Origin of the sequence: Sorangium sp. So ce327, assembly GCF_051530205.1 — a bacterium.
GTDB lineage: Bacteria > Myxococcota_A > Polyangia > Polyangiales > Polyangiaceae > Sorangium > Sorangium cellulosum_B.
Window position 1 is genome coordinate 4,456,094 of sequence record NZ_CP150330.1, and the last position, 25,261, is coordinate 4,481,354.

17 protein-coding genes are annotated in these 25,261 nt (G+C 71.5%); 8 read left to right on the top strand and 9 right to left on the bottom strand.

Annotation, left to right across the window (positions count from 1 at the left end; translation table 11 throughout):
• Positions 1-9: 9 nt before the first annotated feature.
• On the top strand, positions 10-3,339 hold the full coding sequence (locus WME95_RS16730; protein WP_437552846.1) for an SNF2-related protein: 3,330 nt from the start codon (positions 10-12) through the stop codon (positions 3,337-3,339).
• Between the two features lie 163 nt (positions 3,340-3,502).
• On the opposite strand, the gene WME95_RS16735 is transcribed toward WME95_RS16730, so the two are convergent.
• Genes WME95_RS16735 through WME95_RS16745 form a run of 3 tightly spaced genes read right to left on the bottom strand, consistent with a single transcriptional unit; the run spans position 3,503 to position 5,337 of the window.
• On the bottom strand, positions 3,503-4,111 hold the full coding sequence (locus WME95_RS16735) for an ExbD/TolR family protein (RefSeq protein WP_012235622.1): 609 nt from the start codon (positions 4,109-4,111) through the stop codon (positions 3,503-3,505).
• Positions 4,108-4,671, bottom strand: a complete 564-nt coding sequence (locus WME95_RS16740; RefSeq protein ID WP_437909370.1) for an ExbD/TolR family protein — start codon at positions 4,669-4,671, stop codon at positions 4,108-4,110. The genes WME95_RS16735 and WME95_RS16740 overlap by 4 nt, the downstream gene beginning before the upstream one ends.
• A 3-nt stretch (positions 4,672-4,674) precedes the next feature.
• Complete coding sequence (locus WME95_RS16745) at positions 4,675-5,337, bottom strand: MotA/TolQ/ExbB proton channel family protein (protein WP_272098212.1); 663 nt, start codon at positions 5,335-5,337, stop codon at positions 4,675-4,677.
• 1,012 nt (positions 5,338-6,349) lie between these two features.
• On the opposite strand from WME95_RS16745, the gene WME95_RS16750 reads away from it, so the two are divergent.
• From WME95_RS16750 to WME95_RS16765, 4 genes are all read left to right on the top strand, one after another.
• Positions 6,350-6,970, top strand: a complete 621-nt coding sequence (locus tag WME95_RS16750) for a MotA/TolQ/ExbB proton channel family protein (RefSeq protein WP_231864858.1) — start codon at positions 6,350-6,352, stop codon at positions 6,968-6,970.
• A gap of 226 nt (positions 6,971-7,196) precedes the next feature.
• Positions 7,197-7,766: an ExbD/TolR family protein gene (locus WME95_RS16755; protein ID WP_437300011.1), complete on the top strand. Its 570-nt coding sequence runs from the start codon at positions 7,197-7,199 to the stop codon at positions 7,764-7,766.
• A gap of 15 nt (positions 7,767-7,781) precedes the next feature.
• Complete coding sequence (locus tag WME95_RS16760; protein WP_020735583.1) at positions 7,782-8,363, top strand: ExbD/TolR family protein; 582 nt, start codon at positions 7,782-7,784, stop codon at positions 8,361-8,363.
• 190 nt (positions 8,364-8,553) lie between these two features.
• Positions 8,554-9,558 (top strand): hypothetical protein, encoded by a 1,005-nt coding sequence (locus WME95_RS16765; protein ID WP_012235628.1) that lies wholly within the window; start codon positions 8,554-8,556, stop codon positions 9,556-9,558.
• A gap of 120 nt (positions 9,559-9,678) precedes the next feature.
• Here WME95_RS16765 and WME95_RS16770 read toward each other — a convergent pair whose 3' ends face one another.
• Genes WME95_RS16770 through WME95_RS16780 form a run of 3 tightly spaced genes read right to left on the bottom strand, consistent with a single transcriptional unit; the run spans position 9,679 to position 13,030 of the window.
• On the bottom strand, positions 9,679-10,944 hold the full coding sequence (locus WME95_RS16770) for a DUF4147 domain-containing protein (RefSeq protein WP_437909373.1): 1,266 nt from the start codon (positions 10,942-10,944) through the stop codon (positions 9,679-9,681).
• Between the two features lie 32 nt (positions 10,945-10,976).
• Positions 10,977-11,699: a hypothetical protein gene (locus tag WME95_RS16775; protein ID WP_437909375.1), complete on the bottom strand. Its 723-nt coding sequence runs from the start codon at positions 11,697-11,699 to the stop codon at positions 10,977-10,979.
• Positions 11,699-13,030 carry an HD domain-containing protein gene (locus WME95_RS16780; protein WP_437552852.1) on the bottom strand — a complete coding sequence of 444 codons (1,332 nt, stop codon included), beginning with the start codon at positions 13,028-13,030 and terminating at the stop codon, positions 11,699-11,701. The genes WME95_RS16775 and WME95_RS16780 overlap by 1 nt, the downstream gene beginning before the upstream one ends.
• Positions 13,031-13,984: 954 nt before the next feature.
• Between WME95_RS16780 and WME95_RS16785 the strand changes: the two genes are divergently transcribed.
• Positions 13,985-16,102 carry a hypothetical protein gene (locus tag WME95_RS16785; protein WP_437909377.1) on the top strand — a complete coding sequence of 706 codons (2,118 nt, stop codon included), beginning with the start codon at positions 13,985-13,987 and terminating at the stop codon, positions 16,100-16,102.
• Positions 16,103-16,391: 289 nt separating this feature from the next.
• Positions 16,392-18,107, top strand: a complete 1,716-nt coding sequence (locus WME95_RS16790; protein WP_437909379.1) for a serine/threonine-protein kinase — start codon at positions 16,392-16,394, stop codon at positions 18,105-18,107.
• Positions 18,108-18,146: 39 nt separating this feature from the next.
• On the opposite strand, the gene mutH is transcribed toward WME95_RS16790, so the two are convergent.
• Complete coding sequence (mutH, locus tag WME95_RS16795) at positions 18,147-18,830, bottom strand: DNA mismatch repair endonuclease MutH (RefSeq protein ID WP_437909381.1); 684 nt, start codon at positions 18,828-18,830, stop codon at positions 18,147-18,149.
• Positions 18,831-19,047: 217 nt separating this feature from the next.
• Complete coding sequence (locus WME95_RS16800; RefSeq protein ID WP_437909383.1) at positions 19,048-22,665, bottom strand: protein kinase domain-containing protein; 3,618 nt, start codon at positions 22,663-22,665, stop codon at positions 19,048-19,050.
• 418 nt (positions 22,666-23,083) lie between these two features.
• Between WME95_RS16800 and WME95_RS16805 the strand changes: the two genes are divergently transcribed.
• A complete protein-coding gene (locus tag WME95_RS16805; protein WP_437909385.1) occupies positions 23,084-24,283 on the top strand; it encodes a kynureninase/PvdN C-terminal domain-containing protein in 1,200 nt (399 codons plus the stop codon).
• A 28-nt stretch (positions 24,284-24,311) separates the two neighbouring features.
• Here the strand turns inward: WME95_RS16805 and WME95_RS16810 are convergent, their stop codons facing one another.
• The gene (locus tag WME95_RS16810; RefSeq protein ID WP_437909386.1) at positions 24,312-25,169 is read right to left on the bottom strand and encodes a metallophosphoesterase; all 858 of its coding nucleotides are present in this window, start codon (positions 25,167-25,169) and stop codon (positions 24,312-24,314) included.
• Positions 25,170-25,261 lie beyond the last annotated feature (92 nt).

Sequence of the window (25,261 nt, forward strand, 5' to 3'; positions counted from 1 at the left end):
GCCCACGACGTGCCGCCTCCGATCTCCGACGCACTCTCCACCCTCAGCGATCGTGGCCTGCGAAGGCTGCTTGGCGCCCGCACCTTCCTCCGCGGGCTGGAGTACTTCCGCCGCCGTGTCGTCGAGGACATCTCCATCAACGAGACGATGGCGAGCGGCACCGTCCGCGCCGCCGACTCCGAGCCGTATCCGGTCAAGGTCGAGCTATCGCCCGATGGCATCCAGTCGCAGTGCTCCTGTCCGGCGTTCCAGAAGGCTGGGCAGCACTGCAAGCACGTCGCGGCGCTGCTCATCAGCATCCGCGACCAGGCGCGCGGCGCGCAGCCGCGGCGCGAGCCGCCGATCCCGGCGCTCGTCCCGCAGACCGCCCACGCCGGCGGTGACGCCCTGAAGCGCGTGCGCCGTCGCGACCGCCGCGGGCGCCTGGCGATCACGCCGGCGGCGCCCGTCCCGACCGTCGTCGGCACCCACGGGCCGCCGGGCTCACCCGTCGCCCTCGCGGCGCCGATCCTGGACGCGACGGCCAAGCAGACCGGGATCGGCGCCTGGCTGCCGCCCGAGGGCGTCACCGGGGCACGACGCGTGGAGTTCCGCCTCCACGTGCGGCAAGGGGCGCTGACCGTCACCGTCCTCGACGCCGAGGCGCGCGTCCCGGTGCTGCCCTCTGCGGCGCTCGCCTGGCAGGCGCTCTATCCCACGCCGGATCGCGACGCGCTCCGGCTGCTCGCCCGGTTCGAGAGCGGCAACCCGCGCCACCCGGCCGTCGACATCCGCGGCGAGGACGTGGCCGAGCTTCTCCCGCTGCTCGAGGGCCAGCGCGTGCTGCTCGAGCCGGCGCTGATGCAGCTCCGCTTCGGCGACGACAGCCTGCGGCCGCGCTTCGATCTCGAGACCGTCGGCGGCGACACCATCATCGTGAAGACGAGCTTCGAGCGGGGGAACGACAAGCGCCGCTTCTCGCTGCTGCAGGGCGGGTGGTTCGAGGGCTGGCCGGGCTGGCACATCGACACGCAGGAGGGGCTCGCGCGCCGCATCGACAAGCGCGTATCCCCCGCGGCGATGCGCCGCCTGCTCCGCTCGCCGACCATCGGCGAGCCGATGAGCGAGCTGGCCCGCATCATCATGCAGGGGCTGCCCAAGATCGCGCTCGAGGTCGGCGCGGAGCTGCCCGACCTGAACCAGATCGCCGAGGTCGTCGATCTCGTGCCCACGTTCCGCATGCGCGCGGGCGGCTCGCTCATCGAGGCGCGCGTCACGCTGACCGCCGCCTACGGCGACGCCGAGGTCGCCGTGCGCGCCGACGGCATGTCGCCCCCGGTGCTCATTCAGCCGCCCGAGGAGGGGATGAAGCGCGCCCGTTGCATCCGCGTGGACATCGCCGCGCAGCAGGAGGCGGCGAGCAAGCTGCTCGCCCTCGGGCTCAGGCCGGACGAGACGGGCCAGGGCTTCATCGCGAACGGCGACCAGGCGCTCACCTTCTGGACCGAGGGGCTCGCCGAGCTCCCCGACGACTGGGACCTCTTCGTCCCCGAGGATCTCGTCGACACGCAGGTGCGCGGCAGGCCGATCGGCGTGTTCGCCAAGGTCACCTCGGGGATGGACTGGCTGAACGTCAAGCTCAGCTTCGAGAGCGAGGGCGTCGGCGTCGATCGCGACGAGCTGCGCCGCTGTCTCGCTGAGGGCAAGCGCTACGTCCGCCTCGAGGACGGGTCGTTCGCCGCGTTCGATCCCGACGCGGTGCGCGCGATGCTCGATCGCGAGGTCGAGCTGATGATGGCGTCCGGCAAGAACGGCCGGCTGCCGCTCGCGCAGGCCGGGCGGGTGCACGAGCTGCTCCAGCACGCGAGCGGATCGAGCGTGACCGCCTCCGCGCGCGAGCTGTTCCAGAAGCTCAGCAACATCGACGAGATCGGCAGCACCAAGCGGCCCAGGAACCTGAAGGCGACGCTCCGTCCCTACCAGGAGGCGGGCCTCTCGTGGCTCAAGTTCATCCATGACATCGGCTCTGGCGGCGTGCTCGCCGACGACATGGGCCTCGGCAAGACGGTCCAGACGCTCGCCCTCCTGCTCGCCGTCAAGCAGGAGGAGAAGCACATGCGCGCGCTCATCGTCGCCCCGACGAGCGTCGTCACGAACTGGGAGCGCGAGCTCGCCCGGTTCGCGCCCTCGCTGTCGGTCGCCCTCTGGCACGGCGCCGATCGCAAGGATCAGATCGACGAGGTGAAGGCCGCGGAGGTGGTGATCACGAGCTATGCGCTCCTCCGTCGCGACGAGGATTTCCTCGCGCAGCTCGACCTGAGCTACGCCATCCTCGACGAGGCGCAGCACATCAAGAACCCGATGAGCGCCACCGCCGCGGCGGCCAAGCGGCTCCGCGCGAAGCGCCGGCTCGCGCTGACGGGCACGCCCATCGAGAACCGGCTCTCGGAGATCTGGTCCATCTTCGACTTCGTCTCGCCGGGCCTGCTCGGCTCGCTCGACAAGTTCGAGGCCCGCTTCTCGCGCCCGATCGAGGCGGGCGACTACAAGACCGCGCAGCGGCTCCGCGCCGCCATCCACCCGTTCATCCTGCGCCGCACGAAGCAGGAGGTCGCCAAGGATCTTCCCGAGAAGATCGAGATGGATCAGATCTGCGATCTCACCGGCGAGCAGCGGGCGCTCTACCTGCAGGTCGCGCGCGAGGTGCGGGCGCAGGTCCTCGGCGAGGTCGAGCGCGTCGGCCTCGCGAAGAGCCAGCTGCAGATCCTCGCCGGCCTCACCCGCCTCCGGCAGGCGGCCTGCGACCCGCGGTTGCTCGGCTTGCCGCGGGAGTTCGGCGACGACGATTCGGGCAAGCTCGTCGCGGTCCGGGAGCTCATCGCGAACGCCGTCGAGGGCGGGCACAAGGTCCTCGTCTTCAGCCAGTTCGTGATGATGCTGAGGCTCATCGAGAAGGCGATGAAGGAGGATGGTGTCGCCTACGAGTACCTCGACGGCTCCACGAAGGACCGGGCGGAGCGCGTCGACCGCTTCCAGAACGATCCGAGCGTGCCGGTCTTCCTCATCAGCCTCAAGGCGGGCGGCACGGGCCTGAACCTCACAGCGGCCGACACGGTCATCCACTTCGATCCGTGGTGGAACCCGGCGGTCGAGCAGCAGGCCACCGATCGCGCCCACCGCATCGGGCAGACGAAGGTGGTGACGGCCTACCGGCTCATCGCCGAGGGGACGATCGAGGAGAAGATCCTGCTGCTCAAGGACAAGAAGCGTCAGCTCGTCGCCTCCGTCCTCAGCGAGGACGCGGGCGGCGCGAAGAAGCTCACCAAGGCCGACCTGGAAGAGCTGTTCGCGGTAGACTGAACGGACGACGGCGCGCACGGGGAGCGCGCCGGTCGAGGAGCACCGGCCGAGCCATGAGGGCGCGCAGGGGAGCGCGCCCTCGTGGGGGCACGGGTGGATCCATAACCGCGCTTGGAGTGGCGCTCGCGGGGCCTTCCGGCACCGCAGGGCGGGGGAGGGGTGGCTACGGCTTGCGGCCGCCGCTCAGGACCATCAGGTGGTACTTGCCGAACTCGCTCTGCCCCAGGGTGAACAGGACCTCGATCAGGAGGCGATACGGCGTGGTTGCGTCGGCGACGATGATCGCCTCCGACGACGACGGATCGAGCCCTTTCGCTGCGCGAATGGCCTTGTCCGTCTCGCGCGCGTGGGACAGGGCGTTCGCCAGCGGTACGATGTAGAGATCGTTCGGGCCGCTGCGCTTGTACTTTGCGTCGACGCCCGACTGCGCGAGCTGCTCGCGGTTGGGCAGCATGACGATCGGGGTCGGATCCTCGCCGACCAGGATCTGCGACTTCGAGACGATGACGACGACGCCCTCCTGGGAGGGCTCGGCCTGCATCACCGACTTCGGAAGGGTGAGGTCCTTCGACTGCGGGATGGATGCCGCCGACGATCCCACGCTCTTCAGCAAGAAGACGAGGATGATCGTCATCAGGTCGAGCATCGCCGTGATGTTCAAGAAGTCGATCTCGGGGTCCCGCCGGTTCCTTCGGATCGCCTTCCGGAGGGCCGCCTTGTAGCGGACGACGCTCGCCTTCGGCCGCGGGGCAGGTCGCTGCTCGGCGCTCATCTGGCCACCCCGAAGTGGACCTCCGGGAACAGCACCTCCCCGTCGTCGCTCCTCAGCGCATCCATCACGTCGATGATCGTCTTGTAGTCGATGCCCGGGTTCGCCGTGATCGTCACCTGCGTCTCCTCTTTGAACTCGGGGCGGGCGTTCTTGAGGCGCTTCGCGCACGCCGTGAGCGCGGGGTAGTCATAGCTGTCGTTCGCCTTCGGCACCGTGACCCCGCCGCCCACGTCCTGGCAGCCGGTCGCGATGTTGCCGCTCGACGTCTTCAGCGAGATCCCCTGGCTCGTGATGAACGCGGAGAGGTTCAACGCCTTGCTCGAGAGCTCGCTGCGCACCTTGCCGCCGCCGATGGATGGCGGGGTCGTGTCGATCGACGACACGAATGTCACCGACACGCTGGCGAGCACGAAGATGAGGATGTTCGTGATGATGTCGAGGTACGGAACGACGTTGAGCTCGCCGGCCTCCTCCCCGGCTTCGGGCTCCTTGGGCTGCGATAGGCGCCGGATCTTCGATCGCTGCGCCGAGCTGAGCGGGACGTCTTGCGTGTCCGCCATGGGCTAGTAGCCAGGCTTGCTGCTGATCGTGAGCAGGTTGAAGACGCGCTCGGTCGTCGACTCGAGATCGTGCTGGATGTTCTTGGAGCGGGTGTGGAGCAGCACGTGCGCGATCATGCACACGACCGCGATGGCGAGGCCGAACGCCGTGTTGTACATGGCCTCCGCGATGCCGTTCGAGAGCATCCGCTGCTTGTCGGCCTGCGAGAGGCCCTGGGCGGCGATGGAGGCGAACGTGTTGATCAGGCCGGACACCGTCCCGATGAGGCCGATCAGCGTCGCGATGTTCGCGAGCGACCACAGGGCGCCGATGCGCTTCTCCACGGCCGGCTTGAGCTCGGACAGCTTCTCGCTGAGGGCGGCGTCGATCTCGTCGGCCCCCTTGTTCGCGTGGGTCAGGCCGGCCTTGACGAGCTGCAGGATCGGGTAGTCGCTCGCGTCGCAGAGCTTGATGGCGCGGTCGATGTTGCCGGCCGCCACCAGCTTCTTGACCTGCGCGAAGAACTCCTTGGAGTTCACGCGGTAGCGTCCCAGCTGGAACGCGGTTCGTTCGATGATGATGGTCACCACGACCGCGGAGACGACCAGGTTCGCGATCAGGAAGGTCGGATTGTGCTTGATGGCCTCCCACATCCCACCTTCGCCACCACCCTCGGCCGCCAACATCAGCAGATGACGCATCCTCGAAGTCCCTTTCTCAGCGTCGTCAGAAGCCCGACAATCTCCAGGCGCGGCGACTATAACTGCCGCCCGATCCCGTGTGCAAGCTCGGCGATGCTGCCGCGCCCCGAGCCGCGAGGCCGGGATCGCCGAAAATCCCCGCAAGAACCAGCGCATCTCACGGCGAGCTCGCCCCGGCCACGCGGACGGGCGCCGTCGGCGCCGAGGCCGGACAGGGTGGTCCGGAGACCCCTGAATCGCTCCGGCTGCCGGCGTCTGAGCGGGCCACCGTGCTCTGCCATCGCCGCGTCGTCCGGGCGGATGAGTCGCTGCGCTCGCTTTCGGGTGACGCGGCTCGCACTGCCGCGGCGCGCGATCCGGCCGGCGATGGTCCATGCGGGCGCTGCGCCCGCTGAAATTCGCAGCATCTGCCGCAGGTCGGCCCGCATCGCTCCCGGCCGATCATGACATAACCCCGCGATTGTTGTAAAGTTTTGCCCGTATCAGAGCGCTCACGTGTGGCCAAATCTCTCTTGACGGCGCCGGGTCTCAATCGCGAAGATGCGCGAGTCCCCCGGGCGCGTCGGCGTAGCTCGGCCACAAGGCGGCACGCTCTGCGGTGAACGGGGAGCCGCGCCCAGAGCCATGAAAGGGCCCCTGGCGCGACGACGCGAAGTCAGTCTTGGACGACAGGTGGGAGAGCTGGGACGGCGCCGCGCGCCGGCACCAGAAGAGACGATCAGGACTCTTGCAGAGGTCAGCGCCGCTCGGCTAGCGTCCCGTGGGCATCTCGCCAGAGAGCGACAGCAGCACGCCGTCCACGGCCAGCGCCGCCAAGCAAAACAGGCCTCTCATCCGTCTTTACGTGTGAGTGAAAGACTGCCGCCCCTCGGCAACACGAGTCTGACAAAGGGAACCGATCGAGTTGCGCGAAACCTCATCCCGGGGACGCGAGGCGAACTGGAGGACAGAAGCAATGCACGGAGCGTATGAAGCTTTCAAAGAGGGTGGGTGGGGTATGTGGCCCATCCTGTTCTGGTCGATCCTCACGATCGGCATCATCGTCGAACGCGCCCTCTACCTGTTCGGCTCGTCCATCAACAAGGACGTCTTTCTCGCCACCATGCAGAAGTGCATCCTGGCGGGTGACGTTGCCAAGGCCGTGAAGATGTGTTCGGCGGCGAACGCCCCGCTCGCCCGCATCGTCCAGGCCGGCCTTGTCAAGGTGAACCGTCCCGACGAGGAGGTCCAGGCGGCGATGGACGAGGCGGCTCTCCGCGAGCTGCCGAAGATCTCGGCGCGCACCTCGTACCTCGCGCTGCTCGCGAACCTCGCGATGCTCTCCGGCCTGCTCGGGACCGTGACGGGCCTCATCAAGTCGTTCGGCTCCGTCGCCGGCGAGTCGGTCGACCCCAGCCAGAAGGCCCGCGTGCTCGCGCTCGGGATCTCCGAGGCCATGAACTGCACCGCCTTCGGCCTCGGCGTGGCCATCATCGGCCTCATCGGCTTCGCCGTGCTGAACGGCAAGACGCAGCACATCGAGGACGACATCAACGAGGCGTCGGTGCAGATCCTCAACCTCGTCGTCGCGAACCGTCAGAAGGTGAATGTCGCAGCAGTAGGTCAGGCGGCTGCCTGATGGTCCTCGGCGGGCCCGGGTCGCCGAGCGCCCTCCGCGCGCGATGTCGCCTGGGCCCGCTCTCGCGCCTCGAAGCCCCGGACGGCGGGTTCCGCCGCCGGGGTCCCGGGAACTTCGGAAGAGCGACGAAGTCAGACCCAGCATGGTGGCCCACCGCGAGCTGCGGGCAGGGCGTTCCCCGGAACAACTTGGATAGGTGGGCTCAGGCTCACGTTGGGAAGGCAATATGGGCGGCGTAGACGTCGGCGACGGTGGCGGCAAGAAGCGGTCGACGAACAGCGATATCAACATGATCCCGTTCATCGACCTGCTGATGGTCACGATTGCATTCCTGTTGATCACGGCGGTCTGGGTCACCAACTCGCGCATGAACGCGGACGCCCAGGTCCCTGGCCCTCCGGACCCGAACAAGGAGCTCACCCCGCAGACGCCGGAGAAGGTGCTGAACCTGCACATCGGCGAGAGCGAGTTCGGGCTCGTGTGGAAGCAGGGCGCGACGGTGGTCAACGAGGTCAAGGTGAACAAGTCGCCCGTCGAGATCGGCGACGCGAGCTCGAAGATCGTCCGCTACCCCGAGCTGGCGAAGCGGATCGAGGAGGAGTGGAAGACCCACGGCGGCCACCGGGATCCGAGCGACAAGAAGCTCGACCAGGCCATCCTCCACACCGACAACCGGACGCCCTTCAAGGAGATCGTCGCGGTGCTCGACGCGCTCTACGCGCCCAAGCGCGAGATGCGGCTGCCCGATGGGAACAAGCAGGTCCCCGTGTTCAACATGACGTTCTCGGTCCGCTGAGGCAGGAGCGCGCACATGGATAGGTTCAATCCGAAGCACCACAAGAACCCCCACGCCCATGTGATCCACCAGCCGGGCCGCCGGCTGATGAAGGGCGTGCCGCTCCGGTTCGTGTGGAACAAGGTGTCCGGACACGGGGCTCGCAGCCCGAACGCGGGGCTCAACCTCGTGAGCTTCATCGACTTCCTCGTCGTGACCGTGATCTTCCTCCTGATGTCCTTCTCGGCGTCAGGCGAGATCGCTGTCGACAAGAACGTCAAGCTCCCGAAGGCGGAGAACGTCGAGGACGTCATCGACGCGCCGATGGTCGCCGTGAACGGCAACCAGATCCTCGTCGACGGCGCCCTGGCCGGGTCGACCCGCGCGATCGAGGAGCTCGGGCGGCTTCAGAAGATCGACGAGCTCTTCAACCTGCTCAAGAACAAGCGCGAGCTGTGGAAGCAGGTGCAGCCGAACAAGCCGTTCCCCGGCGTGTGCATCCTCCAGGTCGATCAGAACGTGCCCGCGCTGGTCGTGAAGAGCGTGTTCCAGACCGCGGCGTTCGCCGGTTACCCGAACGTCAGCTTCATGGTCAGCAAGCTCCCGAAGTCGCAGTGATCCCCGCTTCTTGACCTATCGAGCACAGAAGGATGGGGCACGCCGGGCGACCCCCGGCGGCCTCGGTCACCATGGAACGTGGTGGCTCCAGCGGCGCGCTCGGCGCGGCCTTCGCCTCTACGCGGCTCGCGTGGAGGAGGCTGCCTTGCTCGGGTGATCGGGCTGGGGCCTCCTGCGTGGAGCCTCTGCTATGTCCTCTGAACAGCCGCCCCGCGAGCGCGGCCTGCCGTCGGTCTACAAGGCGCGCGAGGCGCGCTCCAAGATGCGCTGGCCCCCGGCGAAGTTCTGGGGTTACACGGCCCTCGTCCTGGCGGTCTCGGCGATCCTCCACTGGAAATGGTCGCAGGGGCAGATGGAGAGCGCGCGCCAGAAGCTGATGGCGCGCCAGCGTGCGGTCGCCGTCGAGCTCGGCCCGCGCTGGTTCCCCATGCGCGAGCGCGTGGAGGGCTGGACCCTCGATCTGGCGCGGAGCGCCGGCGCCGATCTCGTGGATCGCGAGGCGCTCAAGACGTGGAATTTCCGTGAGCTTGCGGGTATTTACCTGCGCCTCCGGGTAGACGAGGCCACGGGCGTCGACGCCGTCCGGAAGAACGCGCAGCAGTCGCTCCGCGATGCGTTCACTGCGTGTCTCTTGCGTGTGCCGAACCCGAACCCGCTGGCCGGCGCGGAGTGCAAGCGCACGCGGGACTGCCCCGCGGGCGAGTACTGCAACGAGGCCGAGCGCTGCTCCAGGCCCGCGCAGCCCTTCAATCTGCGCGTCGCCTACCGGACGATGCACGTCCTCTCGGACGAGTGGGTGCGTGACGCACAGGATGCCTCGAGCGAGCTCCGCTTGCGGCTGCTGGAGTCCAGCTTCGAGGACACGATGCGCGACGATGTTCCGCTCGCGGCGGAGCTCCTCACGCGGGCGCAGTATTACCTCCTCGTTCTCGACGAGCCGGCCGAGGGAGCGGCGAGCACCGAGGCGTTGCTCGGGGTGCCGCACATGGCGCGGGTCGGGGTGTGGCGGCTGTCGGATGGCAAGCCCATCCTGCGGGTGCGCCGCGAAGCGAGCGGCAACCTCATCGGCGGGACGCCCTCGGTCGAGGGGAGCGTGCTCGACGCACGGCAGCGGCAGGCGAACAGCTGCGCGCTTGCGCTCGCGGTGCGCGAAGCGATGGGCGACACCACGGCCGCGGTCACCGAGCCGCAGTAAGGCGCGCCGCCCCCGCGGCGGGCGTGCCGCTCATCGCGCCCGCGCGCGTGAGCTCGCCGCGCAGCCCGCGCCGCCGCGTGAGCTCACGCGCGCTGCCGCGCCGCAGCGCGCGTTGCCGCATCAGCGCACACGCGCGCCTCCGAGGAAGTCGCGCGCGACGATGTGCAAGTCCGTGAGGTTGTGACCTGTCGGGCCCGTCTCGACGCGCGTGCCGAGCGCGCGGTGAACGACGGCGTCGTCGAAGCGCGCGAGCGCGGAGTCGATCGTGCGGTCGTCCGTCGCGGCGGCTGCCGCGCGGGCAACGGCCGCTCCCGCGGCGCCGGAGCTGCCGTCGACGCCGTCGGAGGCCGCGCAGAGGAGCGCGACGTCCGGTGGCAAGTCGCGCAGGGCAGCGAGCGCGATCCATCCTGCGCGGCCGCCAGCCCCGCGGTCAGCCGACAGCGCCAGCGTCGGTTCGCATGGGATCACGGCCGCTTCGCCGGGAGCGAGGGTGCGCGCGAGCGCGAGGCGACGCTCCACGATCGCGCGCGCGTCGCCGTCCTCGGCGGGGGCGGCGGTGGCGCGGAGCCCTGCCCTGTCGGCGAGGGCCGCCGCCACGCGCTCCGCGAGCTTGTCCGGATCGGCGAGCACGCGCGCCTCGAGGCGCCGCGCGTCCGCTGGCTTCAGCGACTCGCTGAACGCGGGCGTGAGCCGCGCGAACCGAGGGGCCCAGCGATCGAGCGCGGCGAGCGCCTCCTCCACGCGCGTCGGGTCCGGGACGGTGGGGCCCGAGCCGACGTCGTGCGGGAGTCCACCCACGACGTCGCTCATGAGCAGCGTCAGCACGCGCGCCGGGGCCGCCGCCGCTGCGAGCCGCCCACCCTTGATCCGCGACAGGTGGCGGCGAACGAGGTTGACGTCCTGGATCGGCGCGCCTGCTTCCAGGAGCTCTGCGACGACGGCCTGCTTGTCCGCGAGGGACACGCCCGGAGGCGGCGCGGCGAGCAGCGCCGAGGCGCCGCCGGAGAGGAGGGCGATCAACAGATCCTCGGGCCCGAGCGCGGCCGCGATGGCGAGGGCCGCTTCGGCCGCGTCCACGCTGTGCGCGTCGGGGATGGGGTGCGCCGCGCGCATCACGCGCAGCGGGCGCAGCGCGGCCTCCTCGGGGGCGGCCCTCGATGTCGTCTCATCGCGCGCGGCGAGCGCCGGGGCCGCGACGGTAATGACGAGCCCTCCGGCGATCCTGTCACCCCAGCGGCGGAGCGCGCCCTGGGCCATCCCGGGCGCCGCCTTCCCCGCTGCGATCACGAACACGCGGCCGCGGTGCGTTTCGGCCTCGGCGTCGAGGGCGCGCTCGACGAGCCCGGCTGGGTCGAGCTCTGCCAGCCCGGCGCGGAACGCGGCCACCAGCGCCGCGCGCAGCTCGTCGAGCGCGGCGCTCAGCGGGTCCTCGCGCCGACCACGTTGCGCTGCGCCGCCCGCTGGGCGGGGGCGCGGTCGCCTGCGTCGACGAGGTGCGCGCGGAGGACGTGATGCCAGCCGAGCGTGACCGAGAGGAGCGCCCGCTGCGCGTCGCGCGGGCCGTCGCCGCCCGAGAGCTCCGGCCCGCGAAAGCGGAGCGCGCCCCGCAGGCCGAGGAACGGGCCCGTGGCGTCTCCCAGGAGCGGCACGTCGAGCGACAGCGAGAGCTCCAGCCCGGGCTCCGCGGCGAGCCCGGCTCCGGGCGGCGCTTCCCAGAACGAGCCCACGCCGAGCGCCACGGAATCGATGAAGAGGTCGAGCCAGGGGGCGCTGCGCTCGAGATTGCTCGCATAGCGGGCGAGGAAGAGCGGCTGGATGAAGACGCCGCTCGCGATCGAGCGCGCGACGGGCGCCCCCTCTGCGCCGAGCGCGTCGGTGTAGTGCGCGTACAGGCCGGCGGTCGAGAGGTACACCGCTGCGCCGCGCGCGCAGAGCGCCGGACCGCCGTCCGCGAACGAGGCGCCCGCGCCCGCGCGCAGATCGAGGTCTCCGTCCAGCCGGCCGTACGCGCCGTCGCCTTCCGCATGCGCCGTGGACGCCCCCGCGAGCGCTGCGAGCGCTGCGACGCCGGCGAGCGCTCTGGTGATGGCGCGGCGCGCGGGCTCGGACGATCCCCGGGCTGCCTTGTTCCTGGTGGTCATCAGCGTATCAGCGCCTCCCGCACCGTATCCCGCAGCTCGGGCGCGAAGAGGATCCGGGTGCGAGTCATCGTCTCGTTGCGCAGCCGATCCAGCAAGAAGGACACCTCGGCGGGGCGCCGCGGGCGCCCTCTGGAGTAGACGACCATGAGCGACGCGTCCTCGGCGTAGGGCGTGTCCTCGGCGACGTCGACGCCGACGTACACCTCCGGGTCGAGCCCGGCGCTCTGCGCGATCTCGCGCACGGTCTCAAGCGCCGCCGCGCGCCGGGCGTCGCGCTCGGACGGCGACTCGCCGGGCTCCGGGAACAGCTCGACCGACTTGAAGAGCGAGCGCACGCGCAGGCGGCGGGCCAGATCGGACAGCACGGGATCGGGCGCCGCTTCCCAGGCATGGATGGACCCGAGCAGGACCTGATCGTCGAGCTCGAGGTACTGCTCCAGGGTGGGCATCTCGCCGACGGCCATCGCCGCGACGGCCGCGGGGACCTCGGGGATCCGGTCCCCGGCGGCGAGGCGGGTGACGACGCGCCGGAGGATGGCGCCGATCATCCACTCCGCGCTGCGCGTCGTCTTGTGGAAATAGACCTGCTGAAACATGAAGAAGCGAGCGAGCAGGAACGACTCTATCGCGCTCATCCCCTTCGTCCCGTCGATGGCGAGCGCGGGCGCTGGCGGGGCAGACGCGGCGCCGCCGCCGGGCATCTCCACCTGGACGTCGCTGAACCTGAGGCTGCGGAGCAGCCATGGCAGGTCGTACTCGCCGTACCTGACGCCCGTCGCGTGCGCGTCGCGGAGCAGGTAGTCGCAGCGATCGACGTCAAAGGTGCCGCTCACCGCCTTGGCGAGGTACGGCAGCTCGTGCCGCCCGCCGATGAGGTCGGCGACCCGCTGCGGGAGGTAGGGATCCTGGCGCACGAGCACCTGGTGCACGTCCGAGGACGGGTCGAGCAGGATGCGCTCGGTCCAGCGCTCGTGGTGGAGCGCCCCCGGCATGGCTTCCTCGAAGAGGTGCGACAGCGGGCCGTGGCCGAGATCGTGCAGGAACGCTGCGGCGATCGCGTCGCGGGCGCGGTCGCTGGTCACTCTCTGCCAGAACGGAAGGTCGCGATCGATTTGACGGAGCCTCGCGATCAGGAGGCGCATCACGTGGGCGGCCCCGAGCGCGTGAGAGAAGCGGGTGTGCTCGGCGCCTGGGAAGGCGAGCGACGTCAGCCCGAGCTGACGGATGCGCCGCAGCCGCTGCACCTCGCGAGCGCCGAGCAAGCGCGGAACGATGGCCGCTTCGCCGCTCTCGAACTCGATCAAGCCGTGGACTGGGTCGCGCAGAATCAAGATGGGTCTCCACTCGACGCCATGGGCGCAAACGGCGCCGAGTCACTCAGGAGTCGCCTGATGGCGTCGATCTGCGGGCGTGCGCGCGGGGGGGAGGGCTCATTGCTTCGGGCGTGCGGCGTGGAGCACAGCATGGTGCGCCTCGAACAGGGGCGGGAAATCAAGGAGGTATGCGACGTTCCCACGTGGGCCCGCGGGAAGGCAAGCGCGGCTCGTCACCGAGCCTTCCTCGTGAGCGATCCAGCGAACCGGTCGGCTCCGCCTGACGAGGACGACAGGCGCGCGGCATCGGGGCGTCATGAGCGTGGCGTGCGACGGAATCCGCGCGATGGGGGCCAGCCACGCCGAGGCGGAATCGCGCGGCGGACGTTGTGCGGCCCACGTCGCGAACGTCGCCGACGTCGAGCGAGCGGCAAATCGTGTCGGGCGTTGCGTGAGGCGAAGGCGCGCGTGGCGCACCACGGGACCGCGAACGCTGCCCCGCGGCCGCATGCGATTGCGTACGAGCGCGTGTGATTGCGTGCGGTTGCGTGCGGTCGCGGTACACGAGACGAGCGCGCGAGATGCGCGGCCGAGATGCCTGAGGCGAATCGGGCGAACAGCGCGTGACCACGCGAGGAACGTGCGAGGAACGTGTGAGGAACGTGTGAGGACGACGTGAACCACAGCGGGGTGAACAGACGAAGAACAAACGAAAAGGAGGCGCCGCGATGCCAGCGCGAGCGAAATTGTGATCGGAGAAAATTGTGTTCGGAGGAGGAAAGTGCTCGATTTCTTGAAGCTGGACGAGCATCCTGGTGTACGGTAGGAGGCTGACTATTCCGTTGGTTAACGCGGGTCATCGGATATCCGGGAGATCAAGTCGAGCGCATGACCACGACCAACGGACGGCAGTCGGGGCGGGAGCATCCTGCAGATGAGGAGCAAGGTCGGGTGACACGCGAATCGGGAGGCATGGCGAGCAGTGATGATGCTGAGCTCGACGAGTCGCCGAGGCGGCTCGACGCCATCCTCCGCGCCCTCCCAGAGTCGGAGCTCAAGGGCCTCATCACACGCATGGGGATCCGCATCGACGCTGCGAAGCGCATCGACGCGCCTTCTCAGGCGGCGCGGGCGCTGGTCGGCCTCCCCGACGTGCGCGACCCGTCGCGGCTCCCGACCGCCAGCCGCGAGCTGCTCCATCGCATCGCCGAGGCGGGCGGCGTGCTCGTCGTCCCCTCGCTCCCGGCCGGCCTCGAGCCGCTCATCGCCCGTGGCGTCGTCTACGCGCGCAAGACCGACGAGGGCATCGAGCTCGTGCTCCCGGCGGCGTTCCTCGTCCAGCTGAAGAGCTGGGAGAGCGAGGACCCCCGGGCGATCCGGGCGCTGCTGGCGCAGGCGCCCTTCGAGACGATGAGCGCGATCGCGACGCACTACCTCGGCCGCCCGGCCACGCCGCCCATCGCGCTGTCCCTCGAGAACGCGTGGGAGACGCTGAGCGATCCGGAGCGGCTCCGCGAGGAGATCGATCGCCTCGCGCCCGTCGAGCGCCGCCTGCTCGAGTCCATCGAGGCCGTCGGCGGCGAGGTGGACACGCAGGAGCTTCTCGATCTGGAGCGGGAGCCGATGCGCCTGCGCAGCGCGAGCGGGGTGACGGCGAGCCGCCGCGGCGCGGGCTTCGCGCTCGAGCGCCGCGCCTTCCTCATCCCGATCCATCCGAACCGGCACGTCGTGCCGACCGAGGTGGCCGCCATCGTCGGCGCGGATCGCCGCCGCATGCGCGAGAAGCGGCGCGAGCAGATCCGGTCGTTCGTCCTGGAGGAGGATCACGCCCCGCGGCGCGCTCGCTTCGCCTCGGATCCCGGGATGCTCGCGCTGGCGCTCGCGTACTGCGTGCGCGAGCCCGGCAGCGACGTGCGCCCCGGCGTCGGGACGCCGCGATCGCTGCTCGTCCGGCTCGCGCAGCGCTTCGGGCGGGACGTCGAGGGCGTCGCGCTCGTCGCGGCGCTGTCGCGCGCCGTTGGGCTCTGGGACGCCTCGGCCGCGTCGCCGGCGACGCCGCCCGGCTCGCTCCAGGTGCAGGAGCTGACGCCGCTCCTATTCACGACGTGGCGCCGCGGCGGCGCGTGGGATGAAGCGCGCGCCGAGCGGGAGGTGCTCCGGGTCGCGTCGGACAACCGCGACGCGAGCCCCATCGGCGCGCTCCGCGAGATGGTGCTCGATGCGCTGCACGACCTCGGCGAGGGCCGCTGGGTCCCCTGGCAGTCGCTGCAGGGCTACCTGGCGGCGGACGAGCGCATCGCCGGGGTCGAGCGGCTGGTCCGTCGCTGGGCCGAGCGCGCCTCGGTCGAGGCGCCCGAGGTCCCCGACATCACGCGGCGGATCGCGCTGGAGTCGCTGCCGGCGCTCGGGATCATCGATCTCGGCGGCGCCGAGGACGTGGCCAGCGCGGAGCTGGCGCTCCGGCTGACGCCGCGCGGGCGGGCGCTCCTCGCGGGCTCCGCGCCGAGCTCGGACAACAGCAAGAGCAAGTTCGTCGAGGCGCACGCGCTGCGCGTCGGCCTGAGCGCCAAGGTCGCTGCCGTGCTCGGGCTCTCGTCGTTCGCCGAGATCGGCCGCGTCGGCGATCAGGTCGATCTCCTGCTCACGCCGCCGTCGATCGCGCGCGCGCTGTCGGTGGGCCTCGACAGCGACGCCCTGCGCGCTCGCATCGAGGCGGTCGCGCCGCTGCCGGACACCATCTCGCGCATGCTCATCCAGGCGAGCGTCGTCATCGGCAAGGCGAGCTTCGTCGGCGCCTCTGGCTTCCTCTGGATCGAGGATCCCGAGATCCGCGAGCTGCTCCGCACGCGGAGGCCGGCGGCCGAGATGTTCGTCGATCCGTCGCCCCCCTCGGGCTTGCTGATCGAGGCGGGGGTCGATCTGGAGCGGCTCATCCGTCGATGCCGCGCGCTCGGCGTCGAGATCGAGGCCGATCTCGGCAATCTCAAGGCGACGCGGCAAACCCCGGCGCACGGCACGGAGGGGCCGCACCGGACCTCCTCGACGGCGAACATGCGCCGATCCCGAACTCCGCCTGCGCGCACCCGTTGAGCTCGCTGTCAACCGGCATTGAGAGGCGAGAGGCCATGAGCGCGGGCTGACCGCCGAGCCGAACCTGAAGGAACGGCCTTTCGGTCATCGGCGCTCACAATCGGAGCGCGGGGGCGCTTCGTCCGCGGCGCGGCGGTGCGTGCGGCGCGCAGGCTGGCCCTGGGCTGCGCTTGATTCCGCCTGTTCCGCGCCCGCGTCCCACCTGGGAGGCGGTTTTTCGCAGCTCTTTGCATTCCTGCGGCGTGAGGGGAATCGCTTCGGAGAAGCGCGACGTGTATACCTTAGCTCGATGGCGCCCTCCTCTGGTGAGCCGGACTCGACCGAAGGAGAAGTCTCGGTCGGCCCGGAGACGGCTGCGTTTCCGCTCGGCCCGGGGGAACCGAAGGCTGACAACGTCTACACGATCGCGCCTGGCACCGTCATTGCGCGCAAGTACCGCGTCGAGCGCACGATCGGCCGTGGAGGCATGGGCCTCGTGGTCGAGGCGCTGCACCTCGATCTCGATACGCGCGTCGCCATCAAGTTCCTGCTCCCGGAGTTCATGTCGTACACCGAGGCGTCGGAGCGGTTCATGCGCGAGGCGCGTACGGTCGCCAAGCTGCAGACGCACCACGTCGTGCGCGTGCTCGACGTGGCTGCCCTCGACAGCGGCGAGCCGTACATGGTCATGGAGCTGCTCGACGGCGTGGACCTCGCGGGCCACGCCGCCGAGGCGGGCACGCTCGCGATCGGCGAGTGCATCGATCACATCGTCCAGGCGTGCGAGGCGCTCGCGGAGGCGCACGCGCTCGGGATCGTCCACCGCGATCTGAAGCCGGCGAACCTGTTCCTGACGACGCGCCCGGACGGCGCGCCGCACATCAAGGTGCTCGACTTCGGCGTCTCGAAGATCCTCACCGGCGACACGGGCAACGTCTCGCTCACGCAGACGACCACGATCCTCGGGTCCGCGCTCTACATGTCCCCCGAGCAGATGCGCTCCTCGAAGAGCGTCGATCCTCGCACCGACATCTACGCGCTCGGCGTGTGCCTCTTCGAGATCATCGGCGGCAGGCCGCCGTACGTCGCCGATAGCTTCCCCGAGCTGTGCGCGAAGATCTACACGTCGCCGCCCGAGGCGCTCCAGGACCTCCGCCCCGAGGTGCCGGAGGGCCTCGTCGAGGTGATCGAGAAGTCGATCGCGCGCGAGCCGGAGGATCGCTTCCAGTCGATCGCGGAGTTCGTTCAGGCGCTCGCGCCGTACGCCGCTCCGGGGACGCGCACGACCATCGGCGCGATCCTTCGCCAGCACGCCGTGGAGCTCGATATGCCTCCGCCGGCCTCGCGGGCGGCCATGACGCGGACGTCGCGCGCCTCGCGCACGAGCAGCGGCGGGCCGTCGGTGAGCGACAGGGGCGCGCGCACGGGCAGCTCTACGCCTCCGGTCGAGGAAGAGGCCCCGCGCCGCAGGCGCACGCTGCTCTACGTGGGGGTCGGGGCCGTCGCCGTCCTCGTGGGCGCGTGGGGCGCGCTCCAGTTCCAGCGCAGCCGGTTCGCCGTGGGAGGGAGCGAGGCGACCGCTCCGGCGGACGCGCCTTCGTCAGGCGACACCGCGGCTCCCGGCGCGCCGACGGCGACGGCTCCGCAGACGCCAGACACGGCCGCCGCGATCCCGACGGTCGCTGTCCCTGCGGCCACCGCAGCGACCGCTGACGCGGGCGCGGCGAGCGCGAGCGAGGTGGACGCAGGCGCATTGGATGCGGGCGTCAGCTCCACCGAGACAGCGGCGGACGCGGGGAGCGGGCCGTCCGCAGCGGGGACGACGTCGCCGAGCGCCAGCGCTGGCAAGCCGCCGCGCGCCGGCGCGGGCGGCCGAGGGCGCACGCGCCCAACGGAAGCTGGAGGGGCTGCCGTGGATGCGCCGGCGCCGCGCACCGTCACGCCGACCGTGAACGACGATCTCTCGCTGGAGACGTGCACCGCCACGATGCCGGACGGCTCCAAGAAGGTCGTCCCCTGCAAGTGACGCGCGCCGGGCCGCCCGTTCGCGGCGGGGGCTCTCCGGTCACGCCGGGATCGCGGCCGGATCGCTGAGGATCGCGCCGGTGAAGCTGGGGCGCAGGTAGAAGCCGCGCGGCAGCGCGGCGATCATCTCCCCGTCGCGTCCGAACGCGAGCGTCCGCGAGCGCCCGCTCGCGGCCTTCGGCCGCACCTGGAGCCAGCGCCCCGCGTGCGCGGTGAGCGCCTCGACGGCGCCGATGCCGATGAGCCCCATCAGGTCTTCGAAATCGGCGCGCAGGACGCGCTCCTGCGCGTCCGTCGGCCGCCAGAGCCGCGGGGCGCCCAGCCGTCGCTCCTCGCTCGGCCGGCCCGGAGCGGCGATGATCGGGACCCAGAGCACACAGGCGAGCTTCGCGCGAGCGCGCGACGTCTCCCACTCCGCACGATCGGCGTCCGACAGCGAGATCGAGCAGACGAACGTCGACTCCTGCGGCGCCCCGGTGACCTCGACGGGGATCGTCTTGAGCTCGATCCCGAGGTGGGGAAAGTCGGGCCTCGACGTCGAGCCGGCCGTCGCGCCGAGCGCGCGCTCGACGAGCGTGCCGGCGGCGCCCTTCGTGCGCACGCCGCCTCGGGGCACGGCGCAATCGAGCGCGCGTGCGAGATCGGCGAGCGTCAGGCCGGCGAGCGCGGCCGCCCGGCACCGGAGCTCGGCTTCGTCGCGAGGCGGTTTCAGCGCAGAGACCAACGACGCCGCCCTTAGAGCATCGCGGGGCGCGATTCCAGCGCTCAGCCGCGATCGAGAAAGGTTGGCCGCCGGGGTGCGCCGGGACGTCGATGGGGATCGAGCAGCGCTGACCCGGGGGCCATGGCGGCCTGATACGCGGCCCCCCGAACGCGCCGCCGAGAAACAACCTACTGCTTAAATCCTTCTTTGAGCCGACAGGATTCAGAGGAAAAACGCATCAGGAATTTCCTGTATGGACTTTCCGATGTCCACCGATGCTGGGCCTGGCAGCGCGCTCGTCGTCGAGCGGCCATCTCAGGTCGGCGAGCTGGCCGGTGATCCGCAGCAGCATTTCCCTCAGGGAGGAGGCGTTCGCGCGATCGTTCGGGTTGTGTCGTAAACAGGCATACATGAACGCCGCGATGTCTGCGGTCCTCGGATCGTCGGCGATGCGCTTGATGGGCGCAGGGAGCCCGTCGTGCGTGACGTGCGCCGTGATGAGCGCGACCTCGGTGGGCGCGTCGAACAGCGTCTTGCCGGTGAGGATCTCGTAGGCGAGGCAGCCGAAGCTGTAGACGTCGGCCGTGAGCGGCGTCGGCGTGACCCCGGCGGGGACGACGCCCCAGATCTCCGGGGCGCCGTAGCAGCCGGTGGCGCAGCCAGGGCGGATGTGGCGGCCGGCGAGGCCGAAATCGACGAGCACGGGCTCGCGTCCCCCGCGCAGGATCACGTTCGTCGGCTTGATGTCGAGGTGCCCGACGCCGACGGCGTGCATGGCTTCCAGCCCGGCGAGGATGCCGTCGAGCAGCGCCACCGCGCTCCGCGAGGTGAGGCCTCGAGCGTCGAGCAGCTTGTCGCAGCGGATGCCCTCGATGAGCTCCATCACGAGGATCGGCTTGGGGCGGGCGCCCGCGTCGAACGTCACGAAGCCGGCGAGGTTCGGGTGATCGGGCAGCGAGAGCAGCGCGCCCGCCTCCTCCCGGAACAGGCGGAGGAAGTCGGCCTCCGAGACGCTCCTGGCCGCCGTGTGATCGTACTCCGGCACCTTGAGGGCGAAGCGCTCCGCCGACGGATCGTGTCGTTCCTCGGTGCGGGTGACGACGAACACCGTCCCCAGCGAGCCGCCGCCGAGCTGGCGGTGCACGTAGAAGCCGCCGAGCGTGCGCCGGCTCGGCAGCCACGCCGGCAGCGGCTGCTCGGGCAGGGCGACGGCGCTCGGCGCGCTCTGCCGCCGGACCGGGAGCAGCAGGACGCGCGGCACGACGAGGGCGACCACGTCGGCGAGCGCGCTCGGGATGCTCGCGCGCGCGGCCGAGACGAGCGCCTCGATCGGCGCCGCGACGCTCGGCTCCGCGTCGCCTTCCTCCTGCAGCGCGACCTCGATGGCGAGGCGCAGCGGCTCGGTCGCGCCGGAGGGCGCGGAGGCCGGGTGCTCCCCGCAGCGCCGGCGCGCGCCCGCGGTCAGCTGCGCGAGGCGCGTCAGGGCCTCGTCCAGGGCGGCGAGCGGCGAGGCGTCCGCGTCGCCGTCGCCCGCGCCGGTCAGCGCGCTGAGCGCGCGGGCCGCGTTCATCGCTCCGAGCGCGCGCGCGAGGCGGGCGAGCGCGCCCCGCACGATCTCCGTGCGCTGCGACGCGCCCGCAGGGAGCGCCGTCACGAGCGCCTCGATGGCGGCGATGCGCTCGAGCGCCACGCGCGCGCGCTCGGCCTCGGCGAGCTCCGCGTCGAGGCCGCCTTGCCGGGTCGACCGGCGCGACGCCGCGGCGTCGCCCTCCGGCGCGCGCGCGCCGCCCTCGCGCCCGCCGCGCGCGAACCGCGCGTAGGCGCGCAGCAGCTGGGCGACGTCCGGGTGCATGCTCGCCTGGCCGAGCACGTCGAGGTCGTCGGGGTCGCCGCCGCGCATCGCCGCGTGCAAGAAGATGTCGGCCGCGTCGGCGGCGCCTTCGCGCACGAGCGCGTCGAGGCCGCGGGCGACCGAGGCGGCGATGGCGCGGCGGAGCGACGAGCCGCGTTCGGCGCGCAGCCGGTCGAGCAGCACGCCGATGGCGCCCGTCCAGCGGGCGAGCACCCGCGCCTTGAGCTCCGGCTCGCTGCCGAAGTCGGTGCTCTCGCCGTCGATCAGGTGGATGAGCGCGCGCAGGTTGCGCTGGTGCACGGTGACGTGCAGGGGCGGCGAGGCGCTCGCCCGGGCGGCGGGCCCCTCGGCGCGGAGCAGCCAGCGGGCGAGCCGCTCGTCGAGATCATCCAGGGACGCGACCCCGGTGGCGTCGTCGCTCGGCCGCCGGTTCAGGAGCAGGAGGCTCTTCAGCAGGCCGGAGCCGAGCAGCTCGGCGTCCAGCTCGCGCACGAGCCCCACCGCGGCCCTGCGCGCCGCGGTGCTCTGCGCGTCGTCGTGCTCGCAGAGCTCGATCTCCTCGAGCGCGCCCACCACCTCGGTCGCGAGGGCGTAGGCCTCGAGCGCGCGGCCGTGCGCGTCGCGCGGGCCGGTCTCGACGAACGCCGCGACGGCGCTGTCGAGAGCGCCGCGCAGCAGCGCCACCCCGGCGCTGTCCATCGAGAGGTCGCGGTGGATGACGCGCGCCAGCGCCGCGAGCCCGTCGTCGCGGACGTGCGCGCTGGGCGGGGCCTCGAGCGCGTCCTCGAGCGCGCGGGCGCAGCGCGCCGCGGCGCGGGCGCCGAGCGGCTCGCCGCGGCTCATCACGCCGCGTAGCTCGCGCCGGAGCTCGACGATCGCCTCGGCGGTCGCCATCGGGGACGTGCGCGCGATCTCGTCGAGCAGCGCGTCGGCGGCCTCGGGCTCCGCGTCGGCCGCGACGGGGAGCCCCCAGGCCATCGCCGTGGCGATGCCCGGGTCCGCGGCGAGCAGCGGGCTCCGGAGCAGCTCGATGGCGCGTCCGAGCGCGCCGTCCGGATCCACCGCGATGCTCGCGGCCAGCGACGCCGCGCCGCGCCGCCACTCGGTGGGGGAGAGATCCTGGGCGAGCAGCGCGCGCACCTCCTCGGCGAAGTCGGGCAGCACCCCGGCGAGCAGCCCTCGCGCCGCGGCGACGTGGCGCCACACGAGCGGCTCGCGATCGGCGAGGAGCGTCTGCCAGGCGAGCGCGATCCCGTCGGCGCTGCGGTCGAGGTCGCGCCGCCGCCCGTCGCCGACGTTGCGGAACAGCCGGAGCGGGAGATCGTCGCCCTGCATGGCCCGGCGGGTCGCCTCGCGGGCGGCGCGCTCGATCAGGCGCGCGGCGAGCCGTCGCTCCGGGAGCGAGCCGGTCGACGGCGCGGCGATCCAGTCGCGCGACAGCTCGCGCCGCGAGGCGAGCAGGAGCGCGAGCGGTTCGACCGGGATGTCGGTGCCGGCGGGGAGCCAGAGCGAGAGCATCACGCGGGCGCGGATCCCTGCCCCGGACAGGCCGCGGGCCGAGCCGGCCGCCATGCGCGTCGCGAGGGCGACGAACGTCGCTGCGTTGCCGGCATAGAGCTGTCCGAGCACGCGCCTGCCCAGCTCGCGCCGCTCCGGCCCGAGCGGGAGCGCCCCGGCGATCTCATAGAGCGCCACGCTCGCCGCGGCCGGCGCGAGCCAGCTCAGATCGTCGAGCAGCCCGTCGGCCATGGCGGTCTGGACGCTCCGGAGCAGGCCATCCGGGCTGAGGGAGTCGAGCGGGGTCGATCCATCGAGCGCATCGACCAGCGCCAGCGAGGCGATCGTCTGCCGGAACAGCGCGCGCCGGACGTTCGGGTCGTCGTGGGACGTGAGGTCGACGAGCCCTTCGAGGTATTCCGCGCGCGGTCGCATCGGCAGGTTGCGCAGTCTAGCGCGACGACGCGCCGGCCCCCCTCCCACGCCGCTGCAATCCTCGCCCTTCATGGAACCTCCCACCTCGATCCGGAGCGCATGCCGCTCCACATGGCTCCGAGAGAGCTACCTCCCCCTACGATGATCGGACCGGCCGGAGGCGCGCCCCCGCCGCGCGTCCCGCCGCCTCGCCCCGGCGAGCACGTCATGGCGGGGCGAGGAGCCAGCCCTGTTGAGGCTCGATTTCGTGCAGAAGCGGGTCCTCTCGCGTCCGGCCGCCTGGGCTGTCGGCGCGCGCGTGGGGCAAGTGGCAGAGCGCTCCAGGCCGCGCCACGCGCGTTGAGGACGCAATCCACGCATCCTGCGCAACGCACCGCACCCCACGGACCGACTGGGTGGAAGTGGGCATCGAAGTGGGTTAAGCGGCAGCGCGTACGGGGCCTCGTCGCCCTGCGTGTTCGCCGCGCGATGTCGCGACCGAAGAGCTGGAATGCAAGGAGACGTGGAACAGGGCTTCTCTCTCGACCTCGACGCGTTTCGCGCGGCGTACTCGCGGTTCCTCGCGCCGGCGGGGGACGCGGCGCCGCGCATCCTGCTCACGGGGCACTCCCACCAGGCCTGGCCGGATGTGGCGCGCGACGCGCTCTCCGCATGCTTCGACGATGCCGCGCGGCTCGTCGACGGCAAGTGGGACGCCGCGGTGTTGCCGAGGCTCTCGGCGGTCGGCGCGGCGATCCTGGAGCGGATGGGCTTCGAGCGCGGCGACGCCATCGCCTTCGGCCAGAACACCCACGAGCTCGTCTACCGGCTGATCACGTCGCTCCCTCGGCGCGAGCGGCTCCGGATCGTCACCACGCAGGGCGAGTTTCACTCGCTCAGGCGCCAGCTCGCCCGCCTCGCCGAGGAGGGCGTCGAGATCGACTGGGTGAGCGTCGAGCCGCGCCACGCGCTCGCCGACCGGCTGCTCGCCGCGCTCCGGCCGGGCACCTCGATGCTCGCGATCTCGGCCGTGCTCTTCGAGAGCGCGACGGTGGTGCCGCGGCTCGACGAGGTCGTCGCGCGCGCGGCCGAGATCGGCGCCGTCCCGCTCGTGGACGCCTACCACGCGTTCAACGTCGTCCCGCTCGCGTGGGGAAGCGCGGCGCCTCACGTCTTCGCGGTCGCGGGGGGCTACAAGTACGCGGCGATGGGCGAGGGGGTCTGCTGGATGCGCGTCCCGCGCGGCTGCGGGTTGCGCCCGGTCTTCACCGGCTGGTTCGCCGACTTCGGCTCGCTCGCGGGCAGCAGCGGCGGCGTCGCGTACGCGCCCGGGGGCGCGCGATTCGCGGGCTCCACGTTCGACCCCTCCGCGCTCTACCGCGCCGCCGCGGTGATCGAGCACTGGGATCGCTTCGGCCTCACCGTCCCGCGGCTGCGCGCGATATCGCTCCGGCAGACCGGGCGCATCCTCGACCTCCTCGACGCCGCGGGCCGCGGCGGCGACGTCGTCTCGCCCCGCGAGCCCGAGCGCCGGGGCGGCTTCGTCGCCGTTCGCTCGGCGCGAGCGGGCGACGTCGTGGAGCGCCTCCGCGCCCGGCGCGTGCTCGTCGACGCCCGGCGCGACGTGCTCCGCATCGGCCCCGCGCCTTACCTCACCGACGCCGAGATCGACCAAGGCGTCGCGGCCCTCGTCGAGGAGCTCGGTCGCTAGCGCCCTGGCGGCGTTCTCGTCGGGACGATCAGGGTTCGCTGTGGACGCGCGGCGCGTCGGGGTACAGCGACCGGAGCCCGCGCCAGGCGACGTCGGCCGCGCTCTCCGCGGGCTCGGCGAGATCCCACTCCAGGTAGAGCTTGTCGCCGTCGTAGCAACCGAAGCTCGTCGACAGGCAGAGCAGCGGCTCGCGCTCGGTGGCATACCCCTCGCGCGCGACGTCGTGCCCGTAGATCGCGACGCGAGCGTCCGGGTCGATCGCGCGGAGGAAGGCATAGGCGCGGTCGCTCGATGTGCTCCGTGCCCAGAGCAGCGCGCCGAGCGTCCCGTGCAGGCTCATCTCCGAGAGCGGCACGTCGAGGAACCCGTCGAGCGGGAGCCGATCGAGATCTTGCCGGCTGTGAATGCGGGCGTGCGGCGCCGCGTGGAGCATGACGAGCCGGGCCGTGCGCGCGGCCGCCACGAACGGCCACCCGCGGAACCAGCTTCGCATCGCCAGCGTGTCTTCCGGGCCGAGGAGATCTTCGAGCCGCAGCGCCTCGTCCGGGAAGAATTTCGCCACCACCGGACCTCCCACGTGCGCGTGCTCGTGGTTTCCGAGCAGGTAGTGAACCCTGCCGGGGTGGCGTTCCGCGAGACTCCTCGCCTTTTTCAACAAGGTCACGGAATCGCCTCGATAGAACGAGCCCAGGTAGTCGGGCCATTCACCTTCGTCGAGCTCGGGTCCGTGGACGAGGTCGCCCGTGATCACGAGGACCGCGCCGTCACGGCCGGTCGCCGCCTGCTCGAAGACATCGGCGATTCGCTCGAAATCCGCGACATTGCCCTGGAAGTCGGTGGCGACGATCAGTCTGCCCCGATCAGGGAGGTCGACGACACGCTGCACGTCTCCAGCATAGCCGAACGTCCCTGCGTTCGCCTCGCGTGAACTGAGCCCATCCGACCCGTGAACGCCGGCCGGCTGCCACGCCACGCCCT

What these genes read in the sequence shown, in the direction of transcription:
- WME95_RS16785 (WP_437909377.1), top strand. Translation starts at nt 13,985, where the DNA reads ATGGCGAGCAGTGATGATGCTGAGCTCGACGAGTCGCCGAGGCGGCTC.
- WME95_RS16745 (WP_272098212.1), bottom strand. Translation starts at nt 5,337, where the DNA reads ATGTTGGCGGCCGAGGGTGGTGGCGAAGGTGGGATGTGGGAGGCCATC.
- WME95_RS16765 (WP_012235628.1), top strand. Translation starts at nt 8,554, where the DNA reads ATGTCCTCTGAACAGCCGCCCCGCGAGCGCGGCCTGCCGTCGGTCTAC.
- WME95_RS16800 (WP_437909383.1), bottom strand. Translation starts at nt 22,665, where the DNA reads ATGAAGGGCGAGGATTGCAGCGGCGTGGGAGGGGGGCCGGCGCGTCGT.
- WME95_RS16750 (WP_231864858.1), top strand. Translation starts at nt 6,350, where the DNA reads ATGTGGCCCATCCTGTTCTGGTCGATCCTCACGATCGGCATCATCGTC.
- WME95_RS16735 (WP_012235622.1), bottom strand. Translation starts at nt 4,111, where the DNA reads ATGAGCGCCGAGCAGCGACCTGCCCCGCGGCCGAAGGCGAGCGTCGTC.
- WME95_RS16755 (WP_437300011.1), top strand. Translation starts at nt 7,197, where the DNA reads ATGGGCGGCGTAGACGTCGGCGACGGTGGCGGCAAGAAGCGGTCGACG.
- WME95_RS16760 (WP_020735583.1), top strand. Translation starts at nt 7,782, where the DNA reads ATGGATAGGTTCAATCCGAAGCACCACAAGAACCCCCACGCCCATGTG.
- WME95_RS16790 (WP_437909379.1), top strand. Translation starts at nt 16,392, where the DNA reads ATGGCGCCCTCCTCTGGTGAGCCGGACTCGACCGAAGGAGAAGTCTCG.
- WME95_RS16775 (WP_437909375.1), bottom strand. Translation starts at nt 11,699, where the DNA reads ATGACCACCAGGAACAAGGCAGCCCGGGGATCGTCCGAGCCCGCGCGC.
- WME95_RS16740 (WP_437909370.1), bottom strand. Translation starts at nt 4,671, where the DNA reads ATGGCGGACACGCAAGACGTCCCGCTCAGCTCGGCGCAGCGATCGAAG.
- WME95_RS16805 (WP_437909385.1), top strand. Translation starts at nt 23,084, where the DNA reads ATGCAAGGAGACGTGGAACAGGGCTTCTCTCTCGACCTCGACGCGTTT.